The sequence below is a fragment of the Flavobacterium granuli genome, from assembly GCF_031456055.1.
In the GTDB taxonomy this organism is placed as follows: domain Bacteria; phylum Bacteroidota; class Bacteroidia; order Flavobacteriales; family Flavobacteriaceae; genus Flavobacterium; species Flavobacterium granuli_A.
Window position 1 is genome coordinate 220,604 of the sequence record NZ_JAVDTX010000002.1, and the last position, 23,719, is coordinate 244,322.

Below are 23,719 nucleotides of genomic sequence, written 5' to 3' on the forward strand. Positions count from 1 at the left end.
TTTTCATTGATATTGCTATTGAAATTGTTATAGCCATGAATTTTATACCTTCTTTAGAAAAAGCATTTACAGAAAATAGCAATGCCGAAAATGCAGTTGCTATGTCAAAATACATGAAAAATAATTTTCAGTTTTTTGGAATTAAAACAGAAGAAAGAAGACAGATTTTTAAAAAAATTTGGATAGAAAATCAAAAAGAAGTTTCTGATAACCCAAGAGAAATAGCATTGTTTCTATATTCCAAAAAAGAACGAGAGCTTCATTATTGTGCCCTAGAAATTTTGATAAAAAGCATGAAAAAGAATTATATAAAAGAAGATATTCAGCTAATCGAAAAAATCATAATTAACAACTCTTGGTGGGATAGTGTTGATGTTATAGCTAAATTTATTTTGGGAGATTATTTGCAGCAATTTCCTTTAGAAACAAATGCTGTTATCTCTCATTTTTCAAATTCCGAAAATATGTGGCTGAATCGAAGCGTCATTCTTTTTCAGTTAGGCTATAAAGAAAAAACAAATTTTGATTTATTGAAATCCGTTTGCGAAAAGCATAAAACATCAACTGAATTTTTCATACAAAAAGCCATTGGCTGGGCATTGCGGGAATTTGCCAAAACAGATTCCGAAGCTGTAGAAAATTTCGTATCAGTCTCCAAACTGAAAAAATTGAGTAAAAAAGAAGCTTTGAAAAATATAAAATAAAATAGATGTTTTTTATCCAAATAGTCAATGTCTTTGATGAAATAGTTTATTTTTTTGCTCTAAAAAGCTTATTTTTGTGATAAACCAATTATAAAATATAATGTTTAAAAAGTTTTTTTCAAAAATAGAGGATGTAATTGCTTTATCTCAATCTTTATTAACCTCAAAGCAATTCATATTTTTATCGAGTGTTTTGGTTGGGATTTCTTCTGCTTTAGCTGTTATTGTATTAAAAACTTTTGCCCATTGGGTTTTCAGATTTGCTACATATATAACTATTCATACCAATTTTTTGAAGATAGGGCTTCTTAAAATAATGTTACCTGTAATTGGTATTATGCTCACTGTATTTGTCGTAAAACGTTTTTTAGGAGGAACTATTGAAAAGGGAACATCACAAATTTTATATGCAGTTGCAAAAAAAGCAAGTATTATTCCAAAAAAACAAATGTATGCCCAAATAATGACAAGTTCGCTTACTGTAGGTTTGGGAGGTTCTGCTGGTCTTGAAAGTCCCATCGTAGTGACAGGAGCTGCTTTTGGATCTAATTATGCTCAAAGATACAAACTTCAATATAAAGATAGAACATTACTTATTGGTTGCGGAGTCGCTGCTGGAATAGCGGCTGCCTTTAATGCCCCAATTGCAGGGGTTTTATTTGCCGTCGAAGTTCTTTTGGTTGATGTTAGCATATCGGCTTTTACCCCAATAATGATAGCTGCTGCCACAGGAGCTTTAGTGTCAGCAATTGCTCTTGACGAAACCATTTTACTAAATTTCCCAAGTAGAGAAACTTTTGATTACCATAATATGCCATATTACATATTTCTTGGCATTTTTACAGGATTTGTAGCAGTATTTTATGCCCGTAATTTCCAAAGAACAGAGCATTTTTTTGGTCATATTCGATTTCCTCTTTATACAAAAGCTCTTATTGGCGCTTCCATTTTGGCCCTTTTAATTTTTATTTTTCCAACACTTTTTGGGGAAGGATATGAAAGCATTAGGACTTTAGCTGGTAGTGATCCAGGAGAATTGTTAGAAAATACTCTTTTTAGTGAGTTTAGGAATAATAACTTGGCATTATTGGCTTTTGTAGGTTGTTCTTTGATGTTGAAAGCTTATGCCACTGGAATAACTTTAGGAAGTGGTGGTAATGGAGGTAATTTTGCTCCATCTCTATTTTTAGGTTCTTATGTTGGTTTTTTCTTTTCAAAATTATTAAACTTAACAGGTTTGACAAATTTGCCAGTTGGTAATTTTACTATGGTGGGAATGGCAGGAATCCTGAGTGGGTTATTCCATGCGCCATTAACGGCAATCTTTTTAATTGCCGAAATTACAGGAGGCTATGGATTGATGATTCCTCTTATGATTGTTGCTTCTATTAGCTTTGCAATATCCAAGCGTTTTGAAAAACATTCCTTGGATGTCAAGAATCTTGCCAAAAAAGGACATGCTTTTACCAGCAATAAAGATTCTAATGTACTTTCAACATTGGACACGCAATCAATTATTCAAACCGATTTTTTAAAGTTAACACCAGATGAAAATCTTGAAAAATTGGTAGATCTAATTTCACATTCTAATCAGGTGATTTTTCCAGTAGTTTCAAAAGATAACTATTTAATGGGAATTGTCCATTTTAATGATATTCGGGAGATTATTTTCAATCCATACAGGGTAAAATATACTTTGATAAAAGAAATAATGGTTCAGCCTGTTGCCATTGTACATCCCTCCAATAGTATGGAAATTGTCATGGACAAATTTGAATCCTCCAAAAAAGTCTTTCTTCCTGTAATAAGTGATGACAAATATTATGGTTTTATATCTAAATCTGAAGCTTTAGAAGCATATAGAACCAAATTAAAATCCATGACCATAGAATAAATTTTATATCCCATTTTAACACAATCTTCCATACTGTTCTATTAAAAGAATCAATCAAAATGGTAACTTTGCTTTTTTGCAAAAATTATGCTAGATACAGACAATACGATTGAAGTTCAAGGTGCACGCGTTCACAATCTAAAAAATATAGATGTTTCCATACCCCGTGAAAAACTGGTGGTAATTACTGGTCTTTCGGGTTCCGGGAAATCTTCATTAGCTTTCGACACTATTTATGCCGAAGGACAACGCCGTTATGTAGAAACGTTTTCTGCTTATGCAAGGCAATTCCTAGGAGGTTTGGAACGTCCTGATGTCGATAAAATTGATGGACTCTCCCCTGTTATCGCCATCGAACAAAAAACGACAAGTAAAAGTCCACGCTCAACCGTAGGAACTATTACCGAAATTTACGATTTCCTGCGTTTGCTTTATGCTCGTGGCGCCGATGCTTACAGCTACAATACAGGCGAAAAAATGGTCTCCTACTCGGATGACCAAATCAAAGAATTGATTATTCAGGATTTTACTGGAAAACGAATCAATATTCTCGCTCCGGTTATCCGAGCAAGAAAAGGACATTATGCCGAACTTTTTCAGCAAATTACCAAACAAGGATTCTTGAAAGTTCGTGTTAATGGAGACATTCTGGATTTAGTTTCGGGGATGAAATTGGATCGCTACAAAACCCACGATATCGAAATTGTGGTTGACAGAATGGTAATCGAAGATACTCCTGACAACGAAAAACGTCTCTCCGAAAGTATCAACACTGCCATGCATCACGGTGAAAATGTGTTGATGGTTTTGGATCAAGACACGAATGAAGTTCGTTATTTCAGTAGAAATTTGATGTGTCCTACTACTGGAATATCATATCAAAATCCAGAACCGAATTTATTTTCTTTTAATTCTCCAAAAGGAGCTTGTGATCATTGTAACGGATTAGGAACTGTCAATCAAATTAATGTTGGCAAGATTATTCCGAATCCTAAATTATCTATAAAAGCAGGTGGATTTGCACCTTTGGGTGAATACAAAGCTTCTTGGATTTTCAAGCAAATGGAAATTATTGGTGAAAAATATGGTTTTAAATTAACCGATGCCATCGAAAAAATTCCTGAAGAAGCAATGGAAATGATTTTGAATGGAGGGAAAGAAAAATTCACTATCAATTCAAAAGATTTGGGAGTTGCACGCGATTACAAAATTGATTTTGAAGGGATTTCTCATTTTATAAAAAACCAACATGACGAAAGTGGTTCAACAACCATTAAGCGTTGGGCCAAAGAGTTTATGGACGAAGTAAAATGTCCTGTTTGTGAAGGTTCCCGCTTAAAAAAAGAAGCCAATTATTTTAGAATAAACGAAAAAAACATATCCGAGTTATGCAATATGGACATTTCGGATTTGACGGCTTGGTTTTTGGATTTAGACCATCATTTATCAGATAAACAAAAACGAATTGCGACCGAAGTAATAAAGGAAATCAAAGATCGTTTGGCTTTCCTGATGAATGTAGGTTTGGATTATTTGGCTTTAAGCCGAAGCTCCAAATCACTTTCGGGTGGTGAAGCGCAACGTATTCGATTGGCAACTCAAATTGGATCGCAGTTGGTAGGTGTTTTGTATATTTTGGACGAGCCAAGTATTGGTTTGCACCAAAGAGACAACGAAAAGTTAATTCATTCTTTACAACAATTACGTGACATTGGAAACTCCGTAATTGTGGTTGAACACGACAAAGATATGATTGAACAAGCCGATTACGTGATTGATATTGGCCCAAAAGCTGGGAAATACGGAGGTGAAATTATCAGTATTGGAACTCCAAAGGAGACCTTAGCATCGGATACGATTACAGCTCAGTATTTGAATGGCAAAATGAAATTGGAAATTCCTGAAAAACGCCGTGAAGGAAATGGTAAATTCCTGAAACTAAGCGGAGCAACGGGGAATAATCTGAAAAATGTTTCGATTGAATTGCCTTTGGGAAAAATGATATGTGTTACAGGCGTTTCCGGAAGTGGGAAATCAACATTGATTAATGAAACCCTCTACCCTATTTTGAATGCCTATTATTTTAATGGTGTCAAAATTCCGATGCCGTATAAAAAAATAGAAGGTTTGGAACATATCGACAAAGTGATTGATATTGACCAAAGCCCGATTGGTAGAACACCACGTTCCAATCCTGCAACGTACACTGAAGTTTTTACCGAAATTCGAAACTTGTTTACGATGACTTCCGAGAGTATGATTCGGGGGTATAAAGCGGGACGTTTTAGTTTTAATGTAAAAGGCGGACGTTGTGAAACCTGTGAAGGTTCTGGAGTTCGTACAATAGAAATGAACTTCTTGCCTGATGTTTATGTGGAATGCGAGACTTGTCAAGGAAAGCGTTTTAATAGAGAAACATTGGAAATTCGCTATAAAGGAAAATCCATTTCGGATGTATTGAATATGACGGTTGACGAAGCGGTTCCATTCTTTGAAAACATCCCAAAAATTTACCGAAAAGTAAAAACGATTCAGGATGTTGGTTTGGGTTATATTACACTTGGTCAACAAAGTACCACACTTTCTGGCGGAGAAGCGCAACGTATTAAACTGGCAGGTGAATTGTCTAAAAAAGATACAGGAAATACATTTTATATTCTTGATGAACCAACAACTGGTTTGCATTTTGAAGACATTCGGGTGTTGATGGATGTGATTAATAAATTGGTTGACAAAGGAAATACCATTTTGATTATTGAACATAACATGGACGTAATCAAACTTGCTGATTACATCATTGACATTGGTCCTGAAGGAGGAAAAGGCGGTGGACAGCTTGTAGCCAAAGGAACACCTGAAGAAATTGTAAAAAACAAAAAAAGCTATACAGCACAGTTTTTGAAAAAAGAGTTATCTTAGTTAAACATCTTTAACAAAGATTAAAGTTCAATTTAAAACCGAAGCCCTAGCCCAGATAGAAGTGGAAATCCTTTTTATTTTTCCTTTGAAATAAAAAGATTGAAACGAATAGCTGGAAATAGCTCAAAATAAAATAAATTAATATTATGAGATTAGAAGATTTTGATAACGATGAAGACAGAGTAATCCAAGATAAATTAAAGCAAAAGACTTGGAATGAAATAAAAACAAATGACAGTTGGGCGATTTTTAAAATTATGTCCGAGTTTGTAAACGGATATGATACGATGAGCCGTATTGGACCTTGTGTGACCATTTTTGGTTCTGCTAGGATAAAACCCGATGCTCCTTATTATTTGCTAGCTGAGAAAATTGCTTTTAAAATTAGTAAGGCTGGTTATGGCGTGATTACAGGTGGTGGTCCCGGAATTATGGAAGCCGGAAACAAGGGAGCGCATTTGGGTGGAGGAACTTCGGTGGGACTTAACATTGAATTGCCTTTCGAACAGCATTTTAACCCTTATATTGACAGGGACAAAAATTTGAATTTTGATTATTTCTTTGTTCGAAAAGTAATGTTTGTAAAATATTCGCAAGGATTTGTGGTTATGCCAGGTGGATTTGGAACTTTGGATGAATTATTTGAGGCTATTACCTTAATTCAGACAAAAAAAATAGGCAAATTCCCGATTATATTGGTAGGAACTACATTCTGGTCAGGTTTGATTGATTGGATAAAAACGGTATTGATAGAAAGAGAACACACGATAAGTCCTGATGATTTGAATTTGTTTAAAATAGTAGACACCGAGGATGAAGTAGTTCAAGCCTTGGATAAATTCTATAAAAAATACGATTTAAGTCCTAATTTTTAATACTAAGAGCCGTTTTGAAAACGGCTCTTTTCTTTTAATGCATATTGATGAATTTTAACCGTTAAGTACTGAACTTTTCTTGATTTTTTGTAAATTGTATTAGATTTATACTTTTTTAAAAACTTATATATCCCCAGATTGAAAACTCACGGTAAAATCATCCTATTCATAATTGTTTTGTTGGTTTTCCACAAACAATATGCACAGCATCACTCCAAAATTGCTGTCGCTGTGGATATGAATGCAAATATCCTGACCATTGACCAAGAAATTACCTTTTACAACCAAACAAATGACACTTTAACCTCTATTGTATTGAATGATTGGAACAATGCTTTTTCGGACAGAAATAGTCCTTTGGGAAAACGTTTTTCGGACGAATTCTACAATAAGTTTCATATGGCACAAGCAGAAGAGCGTGGAGGAACCATTAATTTAATTATTGAAGATAAAGATAAGAATGTTTTCACTTGGGAAAGAACCCAAAAAAATCCTGATTACATTGAGGTTATCTTGCATCGAATATTGGCTCCTGGCCAAAAGGTAAAATTGCATCTTACTTATGTTTCAAAAATTCCAAGCAATAAATTTACCAAGTACGGTCATTTTGAAAAAAACGGCATGCATCCCAAAAATTGGTTCCTTACTCCTGCCCGTTATGAAAATCAACAATTTATAAAATACAGCAACGAAAATCTTGACGATATTGCCAATGGAATTTCGGATTTTGACATTGATTTGAAAATTCCCAGTAAAAGTGTAGTTACTTCAGATTTAGCAGTCACTAATTTAGTGCAAACAGAAAAAGAAACCCATGTAAATCTTAGTGGTCAAAACAGAACTGATTTTGAGCTTATAATTGAAAATGAATCGAGTTATAGGAGTTATAAAATTGGTGATTTGGAAGTTATGACCAATATTAGTTCAGCTAGATTTGATGATTCACTGAAAGCAGCAATCATCAAGCGAGTTGTTGATTTTTCCGGTACTAATATTGGACAATATCCATTTAGAAAAATAGTCGTTTCGGAGGAAGATTATGAGAAGAATCCATTTTATGGTTTGAATCAACTGCCGAAATTCATGCGTCCTTTCCACTCTGATTTTATATTCGAAATAAAATTTTTAAAAACGTATTTGAATAATTTCCTCAAAAATAGTTTGCTGTTGGATTCCAGAAAAGATAATTGGATATACGATGGGATTCAGATTTTTACAATGATGAATTATATTGATCACTACCATCCCGAAAGCAAAATGATGGGATCGGCTTCCAAATATTTTCTATTTAGAGGATTTAAAATGGCTCAAATCGATTTTAATGAACAATACAGCTATTATTATATGCTGATGGCTCGTAAAAATCTTGATCAACCGCTAAATGCACCAAAAAACACATTGATAAAATACAATGTCCAAATTGCTAACAAATACAAAGCCGGCTTGAGTCTGCATTATCTCGATGATTATCTAGGGAATGATTTGGTTTTATCTGGAATTCAGCAGTTTCATAAACTAAATAAAGATGGACAAACCGACAGAGATGATTTTGAAAACATATTGAAATCAAAAGCATCCAAAAATATCGACTGGTTTTTTAAGTATATTATTGATAGTAGAAAACCAATAGACTATAAATTTGGGGATTTTTCTAAAACACAAGAAAGCATTACTTTTAGTGTAAAAAAGAAAGGAGTTCCATTGGTTCCAATGCCTATTTTTGGTATAAAAGACAAACAAATTGTGTTTAAAAAATGGCTTGAAACTAATGAAATAGACACTACGCTCACTTTTGAAAGAAAAAGCATTGACAAATTGGTGCTCAATTATAATAATGAAGTTCCAGAATTTAATTTGAGAAACAATTGGAAGTCCTTGAATACTGTTTCACTGAACCGTCCATTGAAAATGACTTTCTTTCAAGACTTTGAAGATCCGCATCGTTCTCAATTATTTTATGTTCCGACTTTGTTTTTCAATAAATACGATGGATTTGCACCTGGAATCAGTTTTTACAATTACAGCTTCTTTGACAAACCATTTATGTTTTCTTTGAATCCGATGTACTCAATCAATACGAAATCAATTATAGGTAGCTATTCTTTGATTTTTAATAAATATCTGAGAGAAACAAGATTGTATAACATGCGCTATTCTTTGAATGGTTCCTATTATCATTATGCTTCGGATGCTGCTTATTTAAAATTATATCCAAGTTTGTCACTCTATTTTCGGGAGCCTAGCTACAGAGACAATAGAAAACAAGCCCTATTTTTAAAATACAATATCATCTACAAAGAACCTTCTGCTACAGTAATTGACAGTACAGACAATTACTCCATTTTGAGCTTAAAATATTCCAATATAAAAACTGAGATTACGAGCCATGTAAAATTTCTTACTGATGTCCAGTTGTCAGGTTATTTTGGAAAAGTATCAGCCGAAATAGAATATCGTAAATTATTTAATGACAATCGTTATTTTAATGTTCGCGGATTTGCTGGAACTTTTTTATACAATACTAATAACACTGAAAACTATAATTTTGGTGTTGCCAGAGTAAATGATTATATGTTTGAATACTCAGTCTATGCACGATCTGATACCACTGGAATATTGAGTCAACAATATGTTATGGCTCAAGGAGCTTTCAAATCATTTGTTAATCCTTCTCAATCCAATCAATGGTTGGCAACAACAAATTTGAGTTATAGTTTATTATGGAACTGGGTGGATGCCTATGCCGATTTTGGTTTTATTAAAAATAAAGGAATACAAGGAGAGTTTGTTTATGATAGCGGAATCAGGCTGAATTTGGTTCAGGATTACTTCGAATTATTCTTTCCGGTCTATTCTTCTAATGGATTTGAAGTTACTCAAAAAAATTATGATGAAAAAATACGATTTATCTTCGTTTTTAATCCAAAATCATTAATTAATCTTTTTACCCGAAAATGGTTTTAATTCAAAACAAAAACTTTAAAATATTAAACTATTAATCAATTTTTTAAGTTAAAATTAAATATATGACAAAAATACATTCGTTTTACTAGAAATTATTTCATAAAAAATTGTAAAAATACAGAATCGCATAATGATATATATGTAGTTTTTGATTAGATTTGCACCATTAAAGCTATACTTTTAAATTATGATAAAAGAGAAAGTCAATACTAGTTTAACATTTGAAGATTTTAAAACCGAAGTCTTAAATGATTACCGAATTGCCATAATAAGCAGAGAATGTAGTTTATTGGGGCGTAAAGAAGTATTAACTGGAAAAGCCAAGTTTGGTATTTTTGGAGATGGAAAAGAAGTTCCACAACTTGCCATGGCCAAATGCTTTAAAAATGGGGACTTCCGTTCTGGATATTATCGCGATCAAACCTTTATGATGGCTATTGGCGAATTGACTATTGAGCAATTTTTCGCGGGTTTATATGGTCATACTGATATTGATCTTGAGCCAATGTCTGCAGGAAGACAAATGGGTGGTCACTTTGTAACCCATAGTTTGAACGAAGACGGATCTTGGAAAAACTTAACACAACAAAAAAATTCTAGTGCCGATATTTCTCCAACAGCTGGGCAAATGCCAAGATTACTTGGACTAGCACAAGCTTCAAAAATATACAGAAACGTTCCTGGTATTCCAAATGCGGATCAATTTTCTATAGATGGAAACGAAATTGCATGGGGAACGATTGGAAATGCTAGTACATCAGAAGGATTGTTTTTTGAAACAATAAATGCTGCTGGAGTATTACAAGTTCCAATGGTAATGAGTGTTTGGGACGACGAGTATGGGATTTCTGTACACGCAAGACACCAAACTACCAAAGAAAGTATTTCGGAAATCTTAAAAGGATACCAAAAAGATGAAAATACTAACGGTTTTGAAATACTAAAAGTAAAAGGTTGGGACTACGTAGATTTGATTGCCACTTATGAGAAAGCTGCTGAAATAGCTCGTGAAAAACACGTTCCAGTTTTAATTCATGTTGATCAACTAACACAACCTCAAGGACACTCTAGTTCAGGTTCACACGAAAGATACAAAAATGCAGCCCGATTAGCGTGGGAAAAAGATTTTGACTGTATTCGTCAAATGAAATTATGGATGATTGCGATCAATATTGCATCACCAGAAGAAATTGAAGCTATCGATTTGGAAGCTAAAAAAGAAGTTTTTGAGGGTAAAAAAGCCGCTTGGAATGCTTTTATTGGACCAATAATTAGTGAGCAAAACGAATTAGTTGCTATTTTAGAAAGAATAGCAATAACTAGCAATAAGAAAGAAGAAATTTTAAAAAATGTTTCTAGTTTAAAAGGAATTAAATCTCCTTTGAAAAAAGAAATATTGATTGTGGCTAGAAAAACATTGCGTTTGATTATCAATGAGGAAGATAAATTAGAATTATCTAGTTGGATCACTGCTTACATCAAAAAAACACAACCAAAATTCAGTAGTAATTTATTCTCTGAATCAGATAAAAACGTATTTTCTGTTAAAGAAGTTTTACCACAATATCCAAGTGACGTCACAGAAGATACTGATGGTAGGATGATTTTGAGAGATAACTTTGATGCTATTTTTTCAAAATACCCAGAAACCTTAATATTTGGAGAAGATGCCGGAAACATTGGCGACGTAAACCAAGGTTTGGAAGGAATGCAAGAGAAATATGGTGAGTTGCGAGTTGCCGATGTTGGTATTCGTGAGGCCAGTATATTAGGTCAAGGAATTGGAATGGCATTGAGAGGATTACGTCCGATCGCCGAAATTCAGTACCTAGATTACCTATTGTATGCGATACAAATCATGAGCGACGATTTGGCTACTTTACAATACAGAACTGTTGGTAGACAGAAAGCACCACTTATTATACGTACCCGTGGACACCGTTTGGAAGGTATCTGGCATTCTGGTTCTCCAATGGGAATGATTATCAACGCTATAAGAGGGATTCATGTTTTGGTTCCAAGAAACATGACACAAGCAGCTGGTTTTTACAATGCTTTATTGGAATGTGACGAACCTGCTTTGGTTATCGAATGTTTAAACGGTTACCGATTAAAAGAAAAAGCACCTTTGAATTATGGTGAATTCAAAACGCCAATTGGTGTTGTGGAAACATTGAGAAAAGGGACTGATATAACACTTGTTTCTTATGGTTCAACATTGAGATTAGTAGAACAAGCTACCAAAGAATTATTTGAAGCAGGAATTGATTGCGAAGTTATCGATTTACAATCGTTACTACCATTTGATATTAATCATGATATTGTAAAAAGTATTTCAAAAACTAATCGATTACTGGTTATTGATGAAGATTTACCAGGTGGAGCTTCTGCTTATATTTTGCAACAAATTGTGGAACAACAAGATGCTTACAATCATTTAGATAGTAAACCACAAACTTTGACTGCTAAAGCTCACCGTCCTGCATACGGAACTGATGGTGATTATTTCTCAAAGCCTTCTACTGAAGACATTTACGAAAAGGTATATGAAATGATGCATGAAGTAAATCCTTCGAAATATCCAAGTCTATATTAGACTTAAAATGTAATATTCAAAATCCCATTCGCTCTGCAAATGGGATTTTTTTTTATCTTTATTCAAAACTATCACCACCAACTTAAATGACACCATTAGAAACTTTATTTTTAGATTTAAAAGATATAAAAGTAATTGATAACGCTATCCCCTATTCGCAATACACTCCATTAGATTTATCTGCTTCAAATCTAGAATTGGAACAATTGAATATTACTGATTCTTCACAATTTGAAACTTATATAGAGCATCTATTATATAAAAACAATGCAAAAGTGGCTCATGGTGGTTACAATGAAATTCGAAGTTTGTATAAACGAAGTGCTGTTTTTAATGATCTAAATACTGAGGAACGCAATATTCACATCGGATTGGATTTATGGATTAAAGCAGGAACACCAGTATTGGCAGCTTTGGACGGAAAAGTACATAGTTTTCAATACAACAATAACTTGGGTGATTACGGACCTACGATTATTTTGAAGCACCAATTGGAACAGCATATTTTTTATACCTTATACGGACATTTGTCTTTAGAAAGTATCGCATCTATTAAAATTGGTGATTTTTTTGCAAAAGGACAACAATTAGCTACATTAGGAGATAATAACGTAAATGGCGATTATTCTCCGCATTTGCATTTCCAGATTATTAAAGACATTGAAGACAAGTCTGGGGATTATCCGGGAGTTTGCAGCAAAAGCAAACTGGCTTTTTATTTGGAAAACTGTCCTGATCCCAATTTGCTATTAAAGATTTACTAATAATCTGATAGTTTTTTTATGGGATAAATGCAGAACTAGAAATATATTTATCCCCATTAAACAGTAACTTCTTCACCATTCATAAGCTTTCTTATTAATTTTCAATAAAATAACAAAGTCACTATTTTTTGGAGATAAAAAGATAAGCCCTGTATTAATAGTTATTGGTTATACTTATGACTATATTTGGTATGGATTTACCCATATTTAATGGATGTATTAAAGGGAATATTTCTTTTAATGCTACTATCCAAAGTAAATATTGGTACAATGAAATCAATTTCGACCATAGAAGACAATAGTTTACTTAAATTACTACCCAGCAACAAACTAATAGCAACGAAAGCAATCAAAATCTCAAAAGTCCCTGCAAAGAAACTTCCGTTTTCAAAAAAGGAGCTCAAAAAAAAATCTTTTACTGTTGTAGCTATTGGTGCTTCTGCAGGTGGTCTTGAAGCAGTAACCCAGTTATTGAAAAATATTTCTCCTAGCACAGGTATGGCTTTTATCTACGTCCAACACCTAAGTCCTAATCATAAAAGTTTGCTTGATGTACTTTTGTCAAAAGTGACTCAAATGGAAGTTCAGGTGATTGACAATATGGAAACCATGAAACCAAATAATGTTTATGTCATTCCAAATGATAAAGAAATTGAGGTAACAAACGGACATATTAAACTAATTCCACGCCCCAAAAACCGAACTTCAAACTTTTCAATCGACTTACTTTTTTCTTCTTTAGCAGAAACGCATCATGAAAACGTAATTGGTGTTATTCTATCTGGATCGGCTAATGATGGTACACGAGGATTAAAAGAAATAAAACAAGCTGGAGGAATTACTTTCGCACAGGATGACTCAGCTAAATTTAGCAGTATGCCCAATTCTGCCATTGCCGAAGGTTTTGTTGATTTTGTATTGTCTCCAAAAGAAATTGGAATTGAATTAACACGCATCAGTAAACATCCGCTGATAATCAATACAACACACAAAAAAATCTCCGAAACTGAAATAGATAATAATAATCTTGAGTGGAAGATTATTCTGCAACTTTTGCACAAAAGAAAAAATGTAGATTTCAGTCACTACAAAATGAATACCATCAAAAGGAGAATGCTTCGAAGGATGCTAGTTCATAAAATTAAAACTTTAAAAGAATATGCTGAATTGCTTATGAATGAATCTAATGAAGTCGATATTCTTTATCAGGATTTATTAATTAACGTGACAGCTTTTTTTAGAGACACCGAACCTTTTTTGCATTTAAAAAATGTAATTCTGCCTAAATTACTTGAAACCAAAACTGCAGGAGAAACTCTTCGTATATGGGTAGCCGCTTGTGCCACCGGCGAAGAAGTTTATTCAATCGCTATGATATTGTTCGAACTACAAGAAAGCAGTCCAAATAGTATTCCTTTTCAAATTTTCGCTTCAGATCTCAGTGGCGATGCGATTCGGATTGCTAGAACTGGTGAATATTCTACTAATCAATTGGCAACTGTTTCGCAAGAGAGACTGCACCGTTTCTTTATAAAATCAAAAAATAAATATCGAATATCAAAAGAGTTACGAGATGTTTGTGTATTTGCAAAGCATAATATTTTGCGTGATCCTCCATTTTCGAGAATGGATTTCATCAGTTGCCGAAATATGCTAATTTATTTGGACACTACTGCCCAGAAAAAAGCCATTTCCACTTTTCATTATGCGCTGAACGATGGAGGTTGTTTGATGTTAGGAAAATCGGAAACAATTGGAACAATAGCCCCGATTTTTACGATTCTCGATAAAAAATTTAAATTTTATTCACGAAAAAAGAATTCAGGATTACGTTCTATTCCTGACCTTACTTCACGTCTATCCCATTCTACTATGTCTGATAAAAACACAATACCCCCTTCTGCATTCAAAAAAGTATCTGCATCGGTAAACGGTACTATCGGGATGGCTTTTGATAATGTTTTACTCGAACATCATGTGCCTGCAAGCGTCATCATTAATTACGACTTGGAAATTCTTCAATTTCGAGGATCTACTTCCTTGTATTTGAAGCATTCTCCAGGTAAGGCCAGTTTTAATATTTTGAAAATGGCACATATCGAAATAACATTTGAGTTGCGAAATGCTATTCATCATGCGATAAAAACAAAACTTCCGATTAGGAAAATGGGAATTGAAATGAATCGTAATCCTATAGACAACACCATTCAAATTGTAAATCTTGAGGTTATTCCTCTGAACATTGAAGGAGAAGAACCTTTATTGATTGTAATTTTTACAGGATACATACAGCATGAAACAGAAGAAGATTCAATAAAAGCTCAAGAAAATAATACAATTGCAAAAGACCGTCGAATAAAAAAACTGGAAGATGAACTTGCCGCTGCCCGTGCTGATATGGGGTCTATAACACATGATCAAGAAGCTGCAAATGAAGAACTGCAAAGTGCCAACGAAGAAATAGTCTCAAGCAATGAAGAATTACAAAGCCTGAACGAAGAACTCGAAACCTCCAAAGAAGAGATTGAATCAACCAATGAGGAATTAGTGATTAGTAATCAGGAATTACATTCTAGAATTCAGCAAGTCGAAGAATTAAATCAATATAATGAAGCCATACTCTCTACGGTTCATGAACCTGTGCTCGTTCTTGATAAAGAGATCAAAATCAAATCGGCCAACATATCATTTTGCAAAACATTTCACGTCACCGAAGAAGAATGCATTGGAAAATCATTGTATCAATTAGGGAATAACCAATGGAATATTAAACAATTAAAAGAACTGCTGGAAGAAATTGTTCCAAAAAATAACCGATTTCATGATTTTGAAGTAGAACATGTTTTTCCAGTTATTGGCAAAAAAATAATGTTGCTCAACGCCCATCGTATCGTTCAAACTAGAGAAAATGAAGAGCTGATTGTTCTTACGATTATCGACATTACCGATGTTCGAAATCTTGCCATAGAGCTCCAAGTTAAAGAAACAAAAGCATTGGAAATACAGCTTGAAGTTGAGAAAAAAGTGCTTAAATTGATTGAAGACAGCAATAAACGCTATAATATGATGCTGATGCAATCGCCTTTCTCTTTTGCCATTTTAAAAGGAAAAGACATGATTATTGCCCTGGCCAATGACAGTATTAAAGAAATATGGGGAAAAGGAAGTATCATAGAAGGCAACCCTATTATGAGTATTTTACCCGAATTAAAAGACGGTCCAATCCCAAAAATGCTCGATGATGCTTACACAAAAGGTGTTGCACAAGAAGGGTATGAACTGCTTGTCCCTTTGATGCGTAATGGAAAATTAGATAATGTTTACTTCAATTTTGTTTATCAGCCGTATCTGGATGCCGATGGAACCATCTTGGGTGTCACTATTATTGCGTATGAAGTGACGGCACAAATCAACCTAAAAGATGAATTAATTGAGGCCCGTCGCATTGCGGAACAAAACACAAAAATTGCTGAAAACGCCTTAAAATCGAAGCAACAATTTTTGTCGAATATGAGCCATGAGATTCGGACTCCGATGAATGCTATAATTGGGTTTACGAATGTGGTATTGAAAACCGATTTGAATAAAGAGCAAAAAGAATTCATTTCAGCCATTAAATCTTCGGGAAGTGCATTGATTGTTTTAATTAATGACATCCTTGATCTTGCCAAAGTTGATGCCGGAAAAATGGCATTTGATAAGAAAAACTTTAACATATTCGAATCGATTGCCGACATCTTTTATTTATTTGAATCTAAATGTTCTGAGAAAAATTTGAAATTGGAACAACAATATGATACTCGAATTCCTGAATACATAGTAGGCGACTCCATTCGTTTACGACAAATTATTTTGAATTTAATAAGCAATGCAATCAAATTTACTTCAAAAGGAAAAATAATTTTAAGAGTTCAAATGCTGAAAGAAGATTTAGAAAAAACCACAATAGAATTCACTTTAACCGACACAGGGATTGGGATTCCAAAAAATAAACTAGCAACTATTTTTGATAATTTTGAACAGGCATCTACCGAAATTTCAAGATTGTATGGAGGCACTGGTTTGGGGCTTGCCATTGTCAAACAATTGGTGGAGCATCAAGGTGGAACATTAATTGTAAAAAGTGAAGAAGGTAAAGGTTCCACTTTTGGATTTATTATGGATTTCGGTAAATTCTGTGTAGAAGCTCCAACCGAAGCGGAAAATATTCAGAATACGATTGAAGGATTAGAAAACATAAAGGTTTTGGTAGCAGAAGATGTGCCGTTGAATCAGCTTTTGATAAAAATCATTTTAGAGGAATTTGGTTTTCAATGTGACATAGCCGAAAATGGTAAAGTTGCCATAGAAAAACTAAAAGAGAATAGCTATGACATTATTTTAATGGATATTCTAATGCCCGAAATGAATGGTTTTGAAGCTACGGATTACATTCGGAATATTATGAATTCCAAAATTCCTATCATTGCGCTTACCGCTGATGTCACCACTGTAGATGTTCAAAAATCGAAAACAGTGGGAATGAATGATTATATTTCTAAACCTATTGATGAAAAGCTCTTGTATGATAAAATAATCAAACAGCTTAAAAAAACACTTCATAAGAAATAACGATAGTGATTAGTAATTACCTAATAGTGTAATTGTAAGCGAAAACTACTCATTGAATAATAACAAAAAAGCAAAATATCTCCCCTTAGCCCCGATAGGAACGAAAATCCTTGTGAGCCGGGGTTCGGCTCATAAGATTGAAGTGGATAGCGGGACTAAGGCCTCCTAAAAAGGCCAAATCTTTCTGCTCCAAAAAAACATTCAAATGCCAATTACATGAACTCCAAACAGTTATTTAAACTGATTGTCTTCAATAATTACTAATAACAAAATATTTAACAACCTGTGAATTATACAACAATCTTGTGAATTCTATAACAGGAATTGTTGATTTCTAGATGACCTTTACTTTATCTTTTAATTAGAAAAAACTTGAAATTATATATCAAATACATGGTTAGTAATCGCTGTAAAATTGCGGTTAAAGAAGAGTTGAAGAAACTTGGTCTGCACTTTATCGTTGTTGATTTAGGCGAAGTTGAAATCATGGAAACTATTTCTATGGCCCAAAGGGAACAACTCAAAATAGGCTTAATTGATTCCGGACTCGAATTGATGGACGACAAAAGAGCCATGCTTATTGAAAAAATAAAGAATGTAATTATCGAGATGGTTCATCACACTGATGAAAATATTAAGATCAATTTTTCGGATTATTTACATGAAAAATTAAATCATGATTACACCTATATGTCTAATCTTTTTTCGGAAGTGCAGGGAACTACAATTGAGCAGTTTATCATTTCCCACAAGACCGAAAGAATCAAAGAATTGATCATTTATGGCGAACTCAATATCACCGAAATTGCTTGGAAAATGGGCTACAGCAGTGTTGCTCACTTATCGAGTCAGTTCAAGAAAGTCACGGGCTTGTCCCCTACTCACTTTAAGCAGTTAAAAGACAAAAGACGCAGTCCAATTGAGGAAATTGGTAATTAATACTGTCTTGCTTTTTGAAACCAAATTAAAAACAGCATCAAATAAAAGCCAACATGCAAGAATCACAATACGCCCGCAGTCTAATAGAAGCTAGCTTAGATCCTTTGGTAACCATAAGCACCGAAGGTAAAATAACGGATATGAATGAGGCTCTGACACATATAACCGGAATATCCCGAGAAAAATTAACAGGAACTTACTTTAAAAATTATTTCACCGAACCAAACAAAGCCCATGATGTCTATCAGGAGGTTTTTGAGAAAAATTCGGTTTCAGATTCTCCGCTTACGCTACGTCACAAGAACGGGAAACTGACTCAAGTGCTGTTTAATGGTTCCGTGTATCGAGATAATCAAGGTAACATTAAAGGAGTTGTGATTGTAGCAAGAGATATAGCCGAACAAAAATGGGCTCTGGAATTAAGAAATGCCAATAAAGAATTGGCTTTTCAGAATGAAGAGAAAGAGAAACGTGCAGCGGAATTATTCATAGCCAACAAAGAATTGGCTTATCAAAATGATGAAAAAGAAAATAGAGCGACTGAATTAGGAATAGCCAACAAAGAATTGGCTTTTCAGAATGACGAAAAAGAGAAGCGCGCAAATGAATTAGGAATTGCAAATAAAGAACTGGCTTTTCAGAACAATGAAAAAGAAAAACGTGCTGCAGAATTAGGAATAGCCAACAAAGAATTGGCTTTTCAGAATGACGAAAAAGAGAAGCGCGCAAATGAATTAGGAATTGCCAATAAAGAACTGGCTTTTCAGAACAATGAAAAAGAAAAACGTGCTGCAGAATTAGGAATAGCCAACAAAGAATTGGCTTTTCAGAATGATGAAAAAGAGAAAAGAGCAAACGAATTATACCTTGCCAACAAAGAGCTTCTTTTTCAAACAGGCGAAAAGGAAAGCAGAGCAGCAGAACTAACAATTGCTGATTTTGAGTTAATTTTCAACAATAAAGAAAAAAAGAAACTTGAAATTGCCAACAAAAAATTAGAAGCCCAGAGTGATTCACTTAAATTAGCTTCGCAATATTCTTTAAGTTTAATTGAAGCCAGTCGCGATCCATTATTTACCATATCTCTCAAGGGAAAAATTACCGGAACTAATGAAGCAACTGTATTAGTAACGGGAGTTTCCAGAGAACAATTAATTGGTTCCGATTTTTTTGATTATTTCACAGAACCTCAAAAGGCACGTGAGGGATATAAAGAAGTTTTCAAAAGAGGATTTGTTGTCGATTATCCGCTTACGATAAAAGACGAAAAATTTACCGATGTTTTGTTTAACGGTTCCGTTTACAAAGATGTTTTAGGAAACATTATTGGTGCTGTGGTGGTTGCCAGAGATATTACGGAACAAAAAAGAATCGCAACAGAATTATTGGAAGCTAAGGTTTTTGCCGAACTAGCAACTGCACTGGCCGAAGAAGCCAAAAGCAAAGCCGAATTGGCTACAGAAATTGCCGTAAATGCGGTAAAAGCAAAACAGCAGTTTTTGTCGAATATGAGCCATGAGATTCGGACTCCGATGAACGCCATAATTGGCTTTACGAAAGTAGTTTTGAAAACCGAATTGACAGCCAAGCAAAAAGAATATTTGATGGCGATAAAAATGAGTGGTGATGCTTTGATTGTGCTTATAAATGACATTCTGGATTTGGCTAAAGTGGATGCTGGAAAAATGACATTTGAACAAACTCCTTTCAAAATAAAAAAATCATTGTCTTCAATGCTCCATTTATTTGAAACAAAAATTCAGGAGAAAAATCTAAAGCTAGTATCAGATTACGACGACAACATTCCAGAAGTCTTGGTTGGAGATCCTGTTCGTTTGCATCAGATTATTTTAAATTTAGTCAGCAATGCCGTTAAATTCACTAACGAAGGTGTTATTACTGTAAGTGTTCATTTAATGTTTGAAGATGATGAAAAAGTAATTATCGAGTTTGCTGTTAATGATACCGGAATAGGAATTTCAAAAGATAAAATGGAAAGTATTTTCGAAAATTTCCAACAGGCTTCGAGCGGAACTTCCCGTTTATATGGAGGAACAGGCCTTGGACTTGCCATTGTAAAACAATTGGTGGAATCGCAAGGAGGCAGCATAAGCGTCAAAAGTAAAGTAAACGAATATTCCCGTTTTAGTTTTACGCTACCTTTCCTGAAAACGAAAGAAAATGCAGCTTTAGAAAATGAAATCATGGAATTGAATAATGAAATCAAAGGCATCAGAGTATTGGTAGTCGAAGATATGGCTCTGAATCAGTTGTTGATGAAAACGGTATTGGATGATTTTGGCTTTGAACGCGATATTGCCGAAAACGGAAAAATTGCTATCGAAAAACTCAAAACAAAACAATACGATATTGTCTTGATGGACTTGCAAATGCCCGAAATGAACGGCTTTGAAGCCACAGAATACATCAGGGAAACATTAAATCTGACTATTCCAATCATTGCTTTAACGGCTGATGTCACTACGGTAGATTTGGCCAAATGCAAAGCTGTGGGTATGGACGATTATATTGCAAAACCGATTGATGAAAGGGTATTGTACAGTAAAATTGTTGGGTTAATTAAAAAACCTAAAAGTTCAAAACCAAATAAAAACAACATTGCGGAAGTCTCAGAAGTAGAAAAAATAAAATATATAAACCTGGAGTATTTAAACCATCGCACCAAATCCAATCCAAAATTGATGATTGAAATGATTGGTCTGTATTTGGACCAAACACCTCAATTAATCAATACGCTGAAACAGAGTTTGGTTAATCAGGATTGGAATTTACTCAACGCAGCCATCCATAAAATGATTCCTTCATTTTCGATTATGGGAATTCATTCCGATTTTGAAAATATGGCAAAAAAAATTCAGGAATTTGTGGTGATACAACAACAAAATGATGAAATGGAAAGTATGGTATTGAAACTTGAAGATGTATGTATGCAAGCCTGTAAAGAATTAGAACTAGAACTAGAAACATTAAAAAAATCCCTAAAATGAATACCATAAACAAAATAAAACTATTCTTAGTCGATGATGACGCCTTATTCTTAAAGTCTTTGGAAATTGAGTTTTTGGATCATGCTGATTTTGAAATAGAAACCTACTCTACTGGAGAACTTTGTCTGGCTAATTTATCCAATAAACCGGATGTAATTATTCTGGATTATCATCTTGATGGTATTGATAAAAATGCCATAAACGGTATTGACACCTTAGATAAAATAAAAGAATTCAATCCCGAAATTGCTGTTATTATGCTGTCTTCTCAAGACAAAATAGATGTTGCTATCGATTGTATGCACCATCAAGCCTTTGATTATGTGGTGAAAAGTGAAACAGCTTTTGTCCGTTTACAAAAAATAATATCTTCTCTCTTCGAATTTAGAAAAATGAAAAAAGAACTGAATTGGTATATGGAAAGAATGTAATCAAAATGATTTCAAACTCTAAAGCATTATAAATTTAAAAAATAAAAATCATGAATATCAAACGAATCTTTGGTGCATTATTAACGGCTCTCGGCATCGGTGCCCTTATTTATGAAGCCGTAATATTTACAAACACTTCGGGAAGCGACAAAGACATAAAGGCTTTAGTCATTTACGGCGTTTTGGGAGTAATCTTCTTTATGTCGGGAATTAGTTTAGTACGAACTACAAAAGATGAATCTTAGATTTATCAAATCTAATTTAAAAAAAATAAAAACAAAGCTTCATACAACTGATATACAGCTATTTTTTAAAAAACTACAACTGTAAATTCTACAACTATTATCAAAAGTTATACAACCACATTTCATTCACAAACTTCCATCTTTGTATTCTAAAGATTAAATAAATCCATTAAAAATATAAAGATGTATAAAGTAGAAAATGAGTTTTTGTTCATTCCAAAAAGTAATTGTAAAGTGGGTAAAATAACTTCTTCAAAAAATGGAGCTGATGATTCACGAATCATTCAAATTGACTTTAAAACAGAAGCATTTAAAAAATCTAATGCCACTTTTATCGAAAAAAGAAGAGCTCTTTAAGCTTGCTATCAAAGGATTGAAATTCTAAAATTCTGAGCTAAAAAATTGAATTATACCTATCGAAAATAACAGTACTAATTTCCCTTTTGCAAAGTTATTTGGTAAAATTACAACCCCTATTGAATAATTTATTATCCAATATCTTCACTCTAAAATATCCGAAATCTGTGTGATTGTTATATCATACAGATTTTATATTTCCAGCTTATTTTATCTAACATTCTAATCTAAAAGGTGTGAATAATACAAATATTTACAAAAGTTATATAATACTAAAAATCAATCAGTTGAAGACCTTTGTAATGAACAATTAAAAAAACTACAAAATGAAAAAATTACTATTCGTATGCATATGCTTAGCATTTACATATATTACGGAAGCAAAAAGCGGAGACCGAAAATTGGATATTAAAATATCTGATGGCGCAACACTATATAGCGAAGACTTAGTGAATAATTTTTATAAAACAGATATTTCGTTTTATGGCGTTGGAGATTTAACAGCCATTTTATCTGATGAAATAAAAGACACAGATAATGACGGTGTTGCCGATAAAAAAGACAAATGTCCAAGCACTCCTAGTGGTGTAGCTGTAGACAAAACAGGATGTCCTCTTGATAAAGACCTAGATGGTGTTGCCGATTATCTAGACGAATGTCCTAGTGAACTAGGATTAGGATCTTTGAGTGGTTGTCCCGATAAAGATAAAGATGGAGTAGCTGACAGTAAAGACCGTTGTCCTGATGTAGCTGGACCAGCCGATTTAAAAGGTTGTCAAGATGTTGATAAAGATGGCGTTGTAGATATTGACGATATATGTCCTAATACTACCGCCGGCTATAAAGTAGATCCTTCAGGATGTCCTTGGGATAATGACAAAGATGGTGTAGCCAATGAAGAAGATCTTTGTCCAGATGCCGCTGGACCACCAGCATTAAAAGGTTGTTCAGATACTGATGGAGATGGTGTTACTGATAATACTGACCGTTGCCCAAAAGAAAAAGGAAATATTGCCGATAAAGGCTGTCCTACAATTGCCCCTGTTGATGTCAAAAAAATAGCAGATATTGCAGGTAAACTTTTCTTTGAAAATGACAGCGCCAAGTTAAAAACATCTTCTTTTGTTCAACTTGATTATTTGGTTGTCATCTTAAATCGTTACAATGCTACTAATTTACAAATTGAAGGTCATACAGATAGTAATGCTGGTGATAAATACAACATAAACTTATCGAAAGATCGTGCAGAATCTGTAAAAACGTATTTAATAAGTAAAGGCATAGAAGAAAAAAGACTGACAGCCTTAGGATTTGGGGACGGTAAACCAATTGAGAGTAACGAAACTTCTTCAGGCCGAGCCAAAAACAGAAGAGTTGAATTGAAAACATCCTACTAAAGATTACATCTTAAT

The 23,719-nt window shown here is 33.8% G+C and carries 14 protein-coding genes; all 14 read left to right on the forward strand.

Annotated features, from left to right (window positions below):
- Positions 1-35 precede the first annotated feature (35 nt).
- Positions 36-704, forward strand: coding sequence for a DNA alkylation repair protein (locus J2W95_RS05250; protein WP_310004673.1), 669 nt, complete (start codon positions 36-38; stop codon positions 702-704).
- A gap of 100 nt (positions 705-804) precedes the next feature.
- Positions 805-2,598: a chloride channel protein gene (locus J2W95_RS05255; protein ID WP_310004674.1), complete on the forward strand. Its 1,794-nt coding sequence runs from the start codon at positions 805-807 to the stop codon at positions 2,596-2,598.
- An 87-nt stretch (positions 2,599-2,685) separates the two neighbouring features.
- Positions 2,686-5,517, forward strand: coding sequence for an excinuclease ABC subunit UvrA (uvrA, locus tag J2W95_RS05260; protein WP_310004676.1), 2,832 nt, complete (start codon positions 2,686-2,688; stop codon positions 5,515-5,517).
- Positions 5,518-5,663: 146 nt separating this feature from the next.
- Positions 5,664-6,392 carry an LOG family protein gene (locus J2W95_RS05265; protein ID WP_310004678.1) on the forward strand — a complete coding sequence of 243 codons (729 nt, stop codon included), beginning with the start codon at positions 5,664-5,666 and terminating at the stop codon, positions 6,390-6,392.
- A gap of 138 nt (positions 6,393-6,530) precedes the next feature.
- On the forward strand, positions 6,531-9,356 hold the full coding sequence (locus J2W95_RS05270; RefSeq protein WP_310004679.1) for a gluzincin family metallopeptidase: 2,826 nt from the start codon (positions 6,531-6,533) through the stop codon (positions 9,354-9,356).
- A 187-nt stretch (positions 9,357-9,543) separates the two neighbouring features.
- Positions 9,544-11,952: an alpha-ketoacid dehydrogenase subunit alpha/beta gene (locus J2W95_RS05275; RefSeq protein ID WP_310004680.1), complete on the forward strand. Its 2,409-nt coding sequence runs from the start codon at positions 9,544-9,546 to the stop codon at positions 11,950-11,952.
- An 86-nt stretch (positions 11,953-12,038) separates the two neighbouring features.
- Complete coding sequence (locus J2W95_RS05280; protein ID WP_310004682.1) at positions 12,039-12,716, forward strand: peptidoglycan DD-metalloendopeptidase family protein; 678 nt, start codon at positions 12,039-12,041, stop codon at positions 12,714-12,716.
- A 270-nt stretch (positions 12,717-12,986) separates the two neighbouring features.
- On the forward strand, positions 12,987-17,327 hold the full coding sequence (locus J2W95_RS05285) for a CheR family methyltransferase (RefSeq protein ID WP_310004683.1): 4,341 nt from the start codon (positions 12,987-12,989) through the stop codon (positions 17,325-17,327).
- A gap of 393 nt (positions 17,328-17,720) precedes the next feature.
- Positions 17,721-18,266, forward strand: coding sequence for a helix-turn-helix domain-containing protein (locus J2W95_RS05290; RefSeq protein ID WP_310005387.1), 546 nt, complete (start codon positions 17,721-17,723; stop codon positions 18,264-18,266).
- Between the two features lie 53 nt (positions 18,267-18,319).
- Positions 18,320-21,274, forward strand: coding sequence for an ATP-binding protein (locus J2W95_RS05295; RefSeq protein ID WP_310004685.1), 2,955 nt, complete (start codon positions 18,320-18,322; stop codon positions 21,272-21,274).
- Positions 21,271-21,705 carry a response regulator gene (locus J2W95_RS05300; protein ID WP_310004687.1) on the forward strand — a complete coding sequence of 145 codons (435 nt, stop codon included), beginning with the start codon at positions 21,271-21,273 and terminating at the stop codon, positions 21,703-21,705. Before J2W95_RS05295 ends, J2W95_RS05300 begins: the two co-directional genes overlap by 4 nt.
- A gap of 50 nt (positions 21,706-21,755) precedes the next feature.
- Positions 21,756-21,950, forward strand: a complete 195-nt coding sequence (locus tag J2W95_RS05305) for a hypothetical protein (protein ID WP_310004689.1) — start codon at positions 21,756-21,758, stop codon at positions 21,948-21,950.
- Positions 21,951-22,133: 183 nt separating this feature from the next.
- Positions 22,134-22,307, forward strand: coding sequence for a hypothetical protein (locus J2W95_RS05310; RefSeq protein ID WP_310004691.1), 174 nt, complete (start codon positions 22,134-22,136; stop codon positions 22,305-22,307).
- Positions 22,308-22,633: 326 nt separating this feature from the next.
- A complete protein-coding gene (locus J2W95_RS05315) occupies positions 22,634-23,704 on the forward strand; it encodes an OmpA family protein (protein WP_310004694.1) in 1,071 nt (356 codons plus the stop codon).
- The last annotated feature ends 15 nt before the right edge of the window (positions 23,705-23,719 follow it).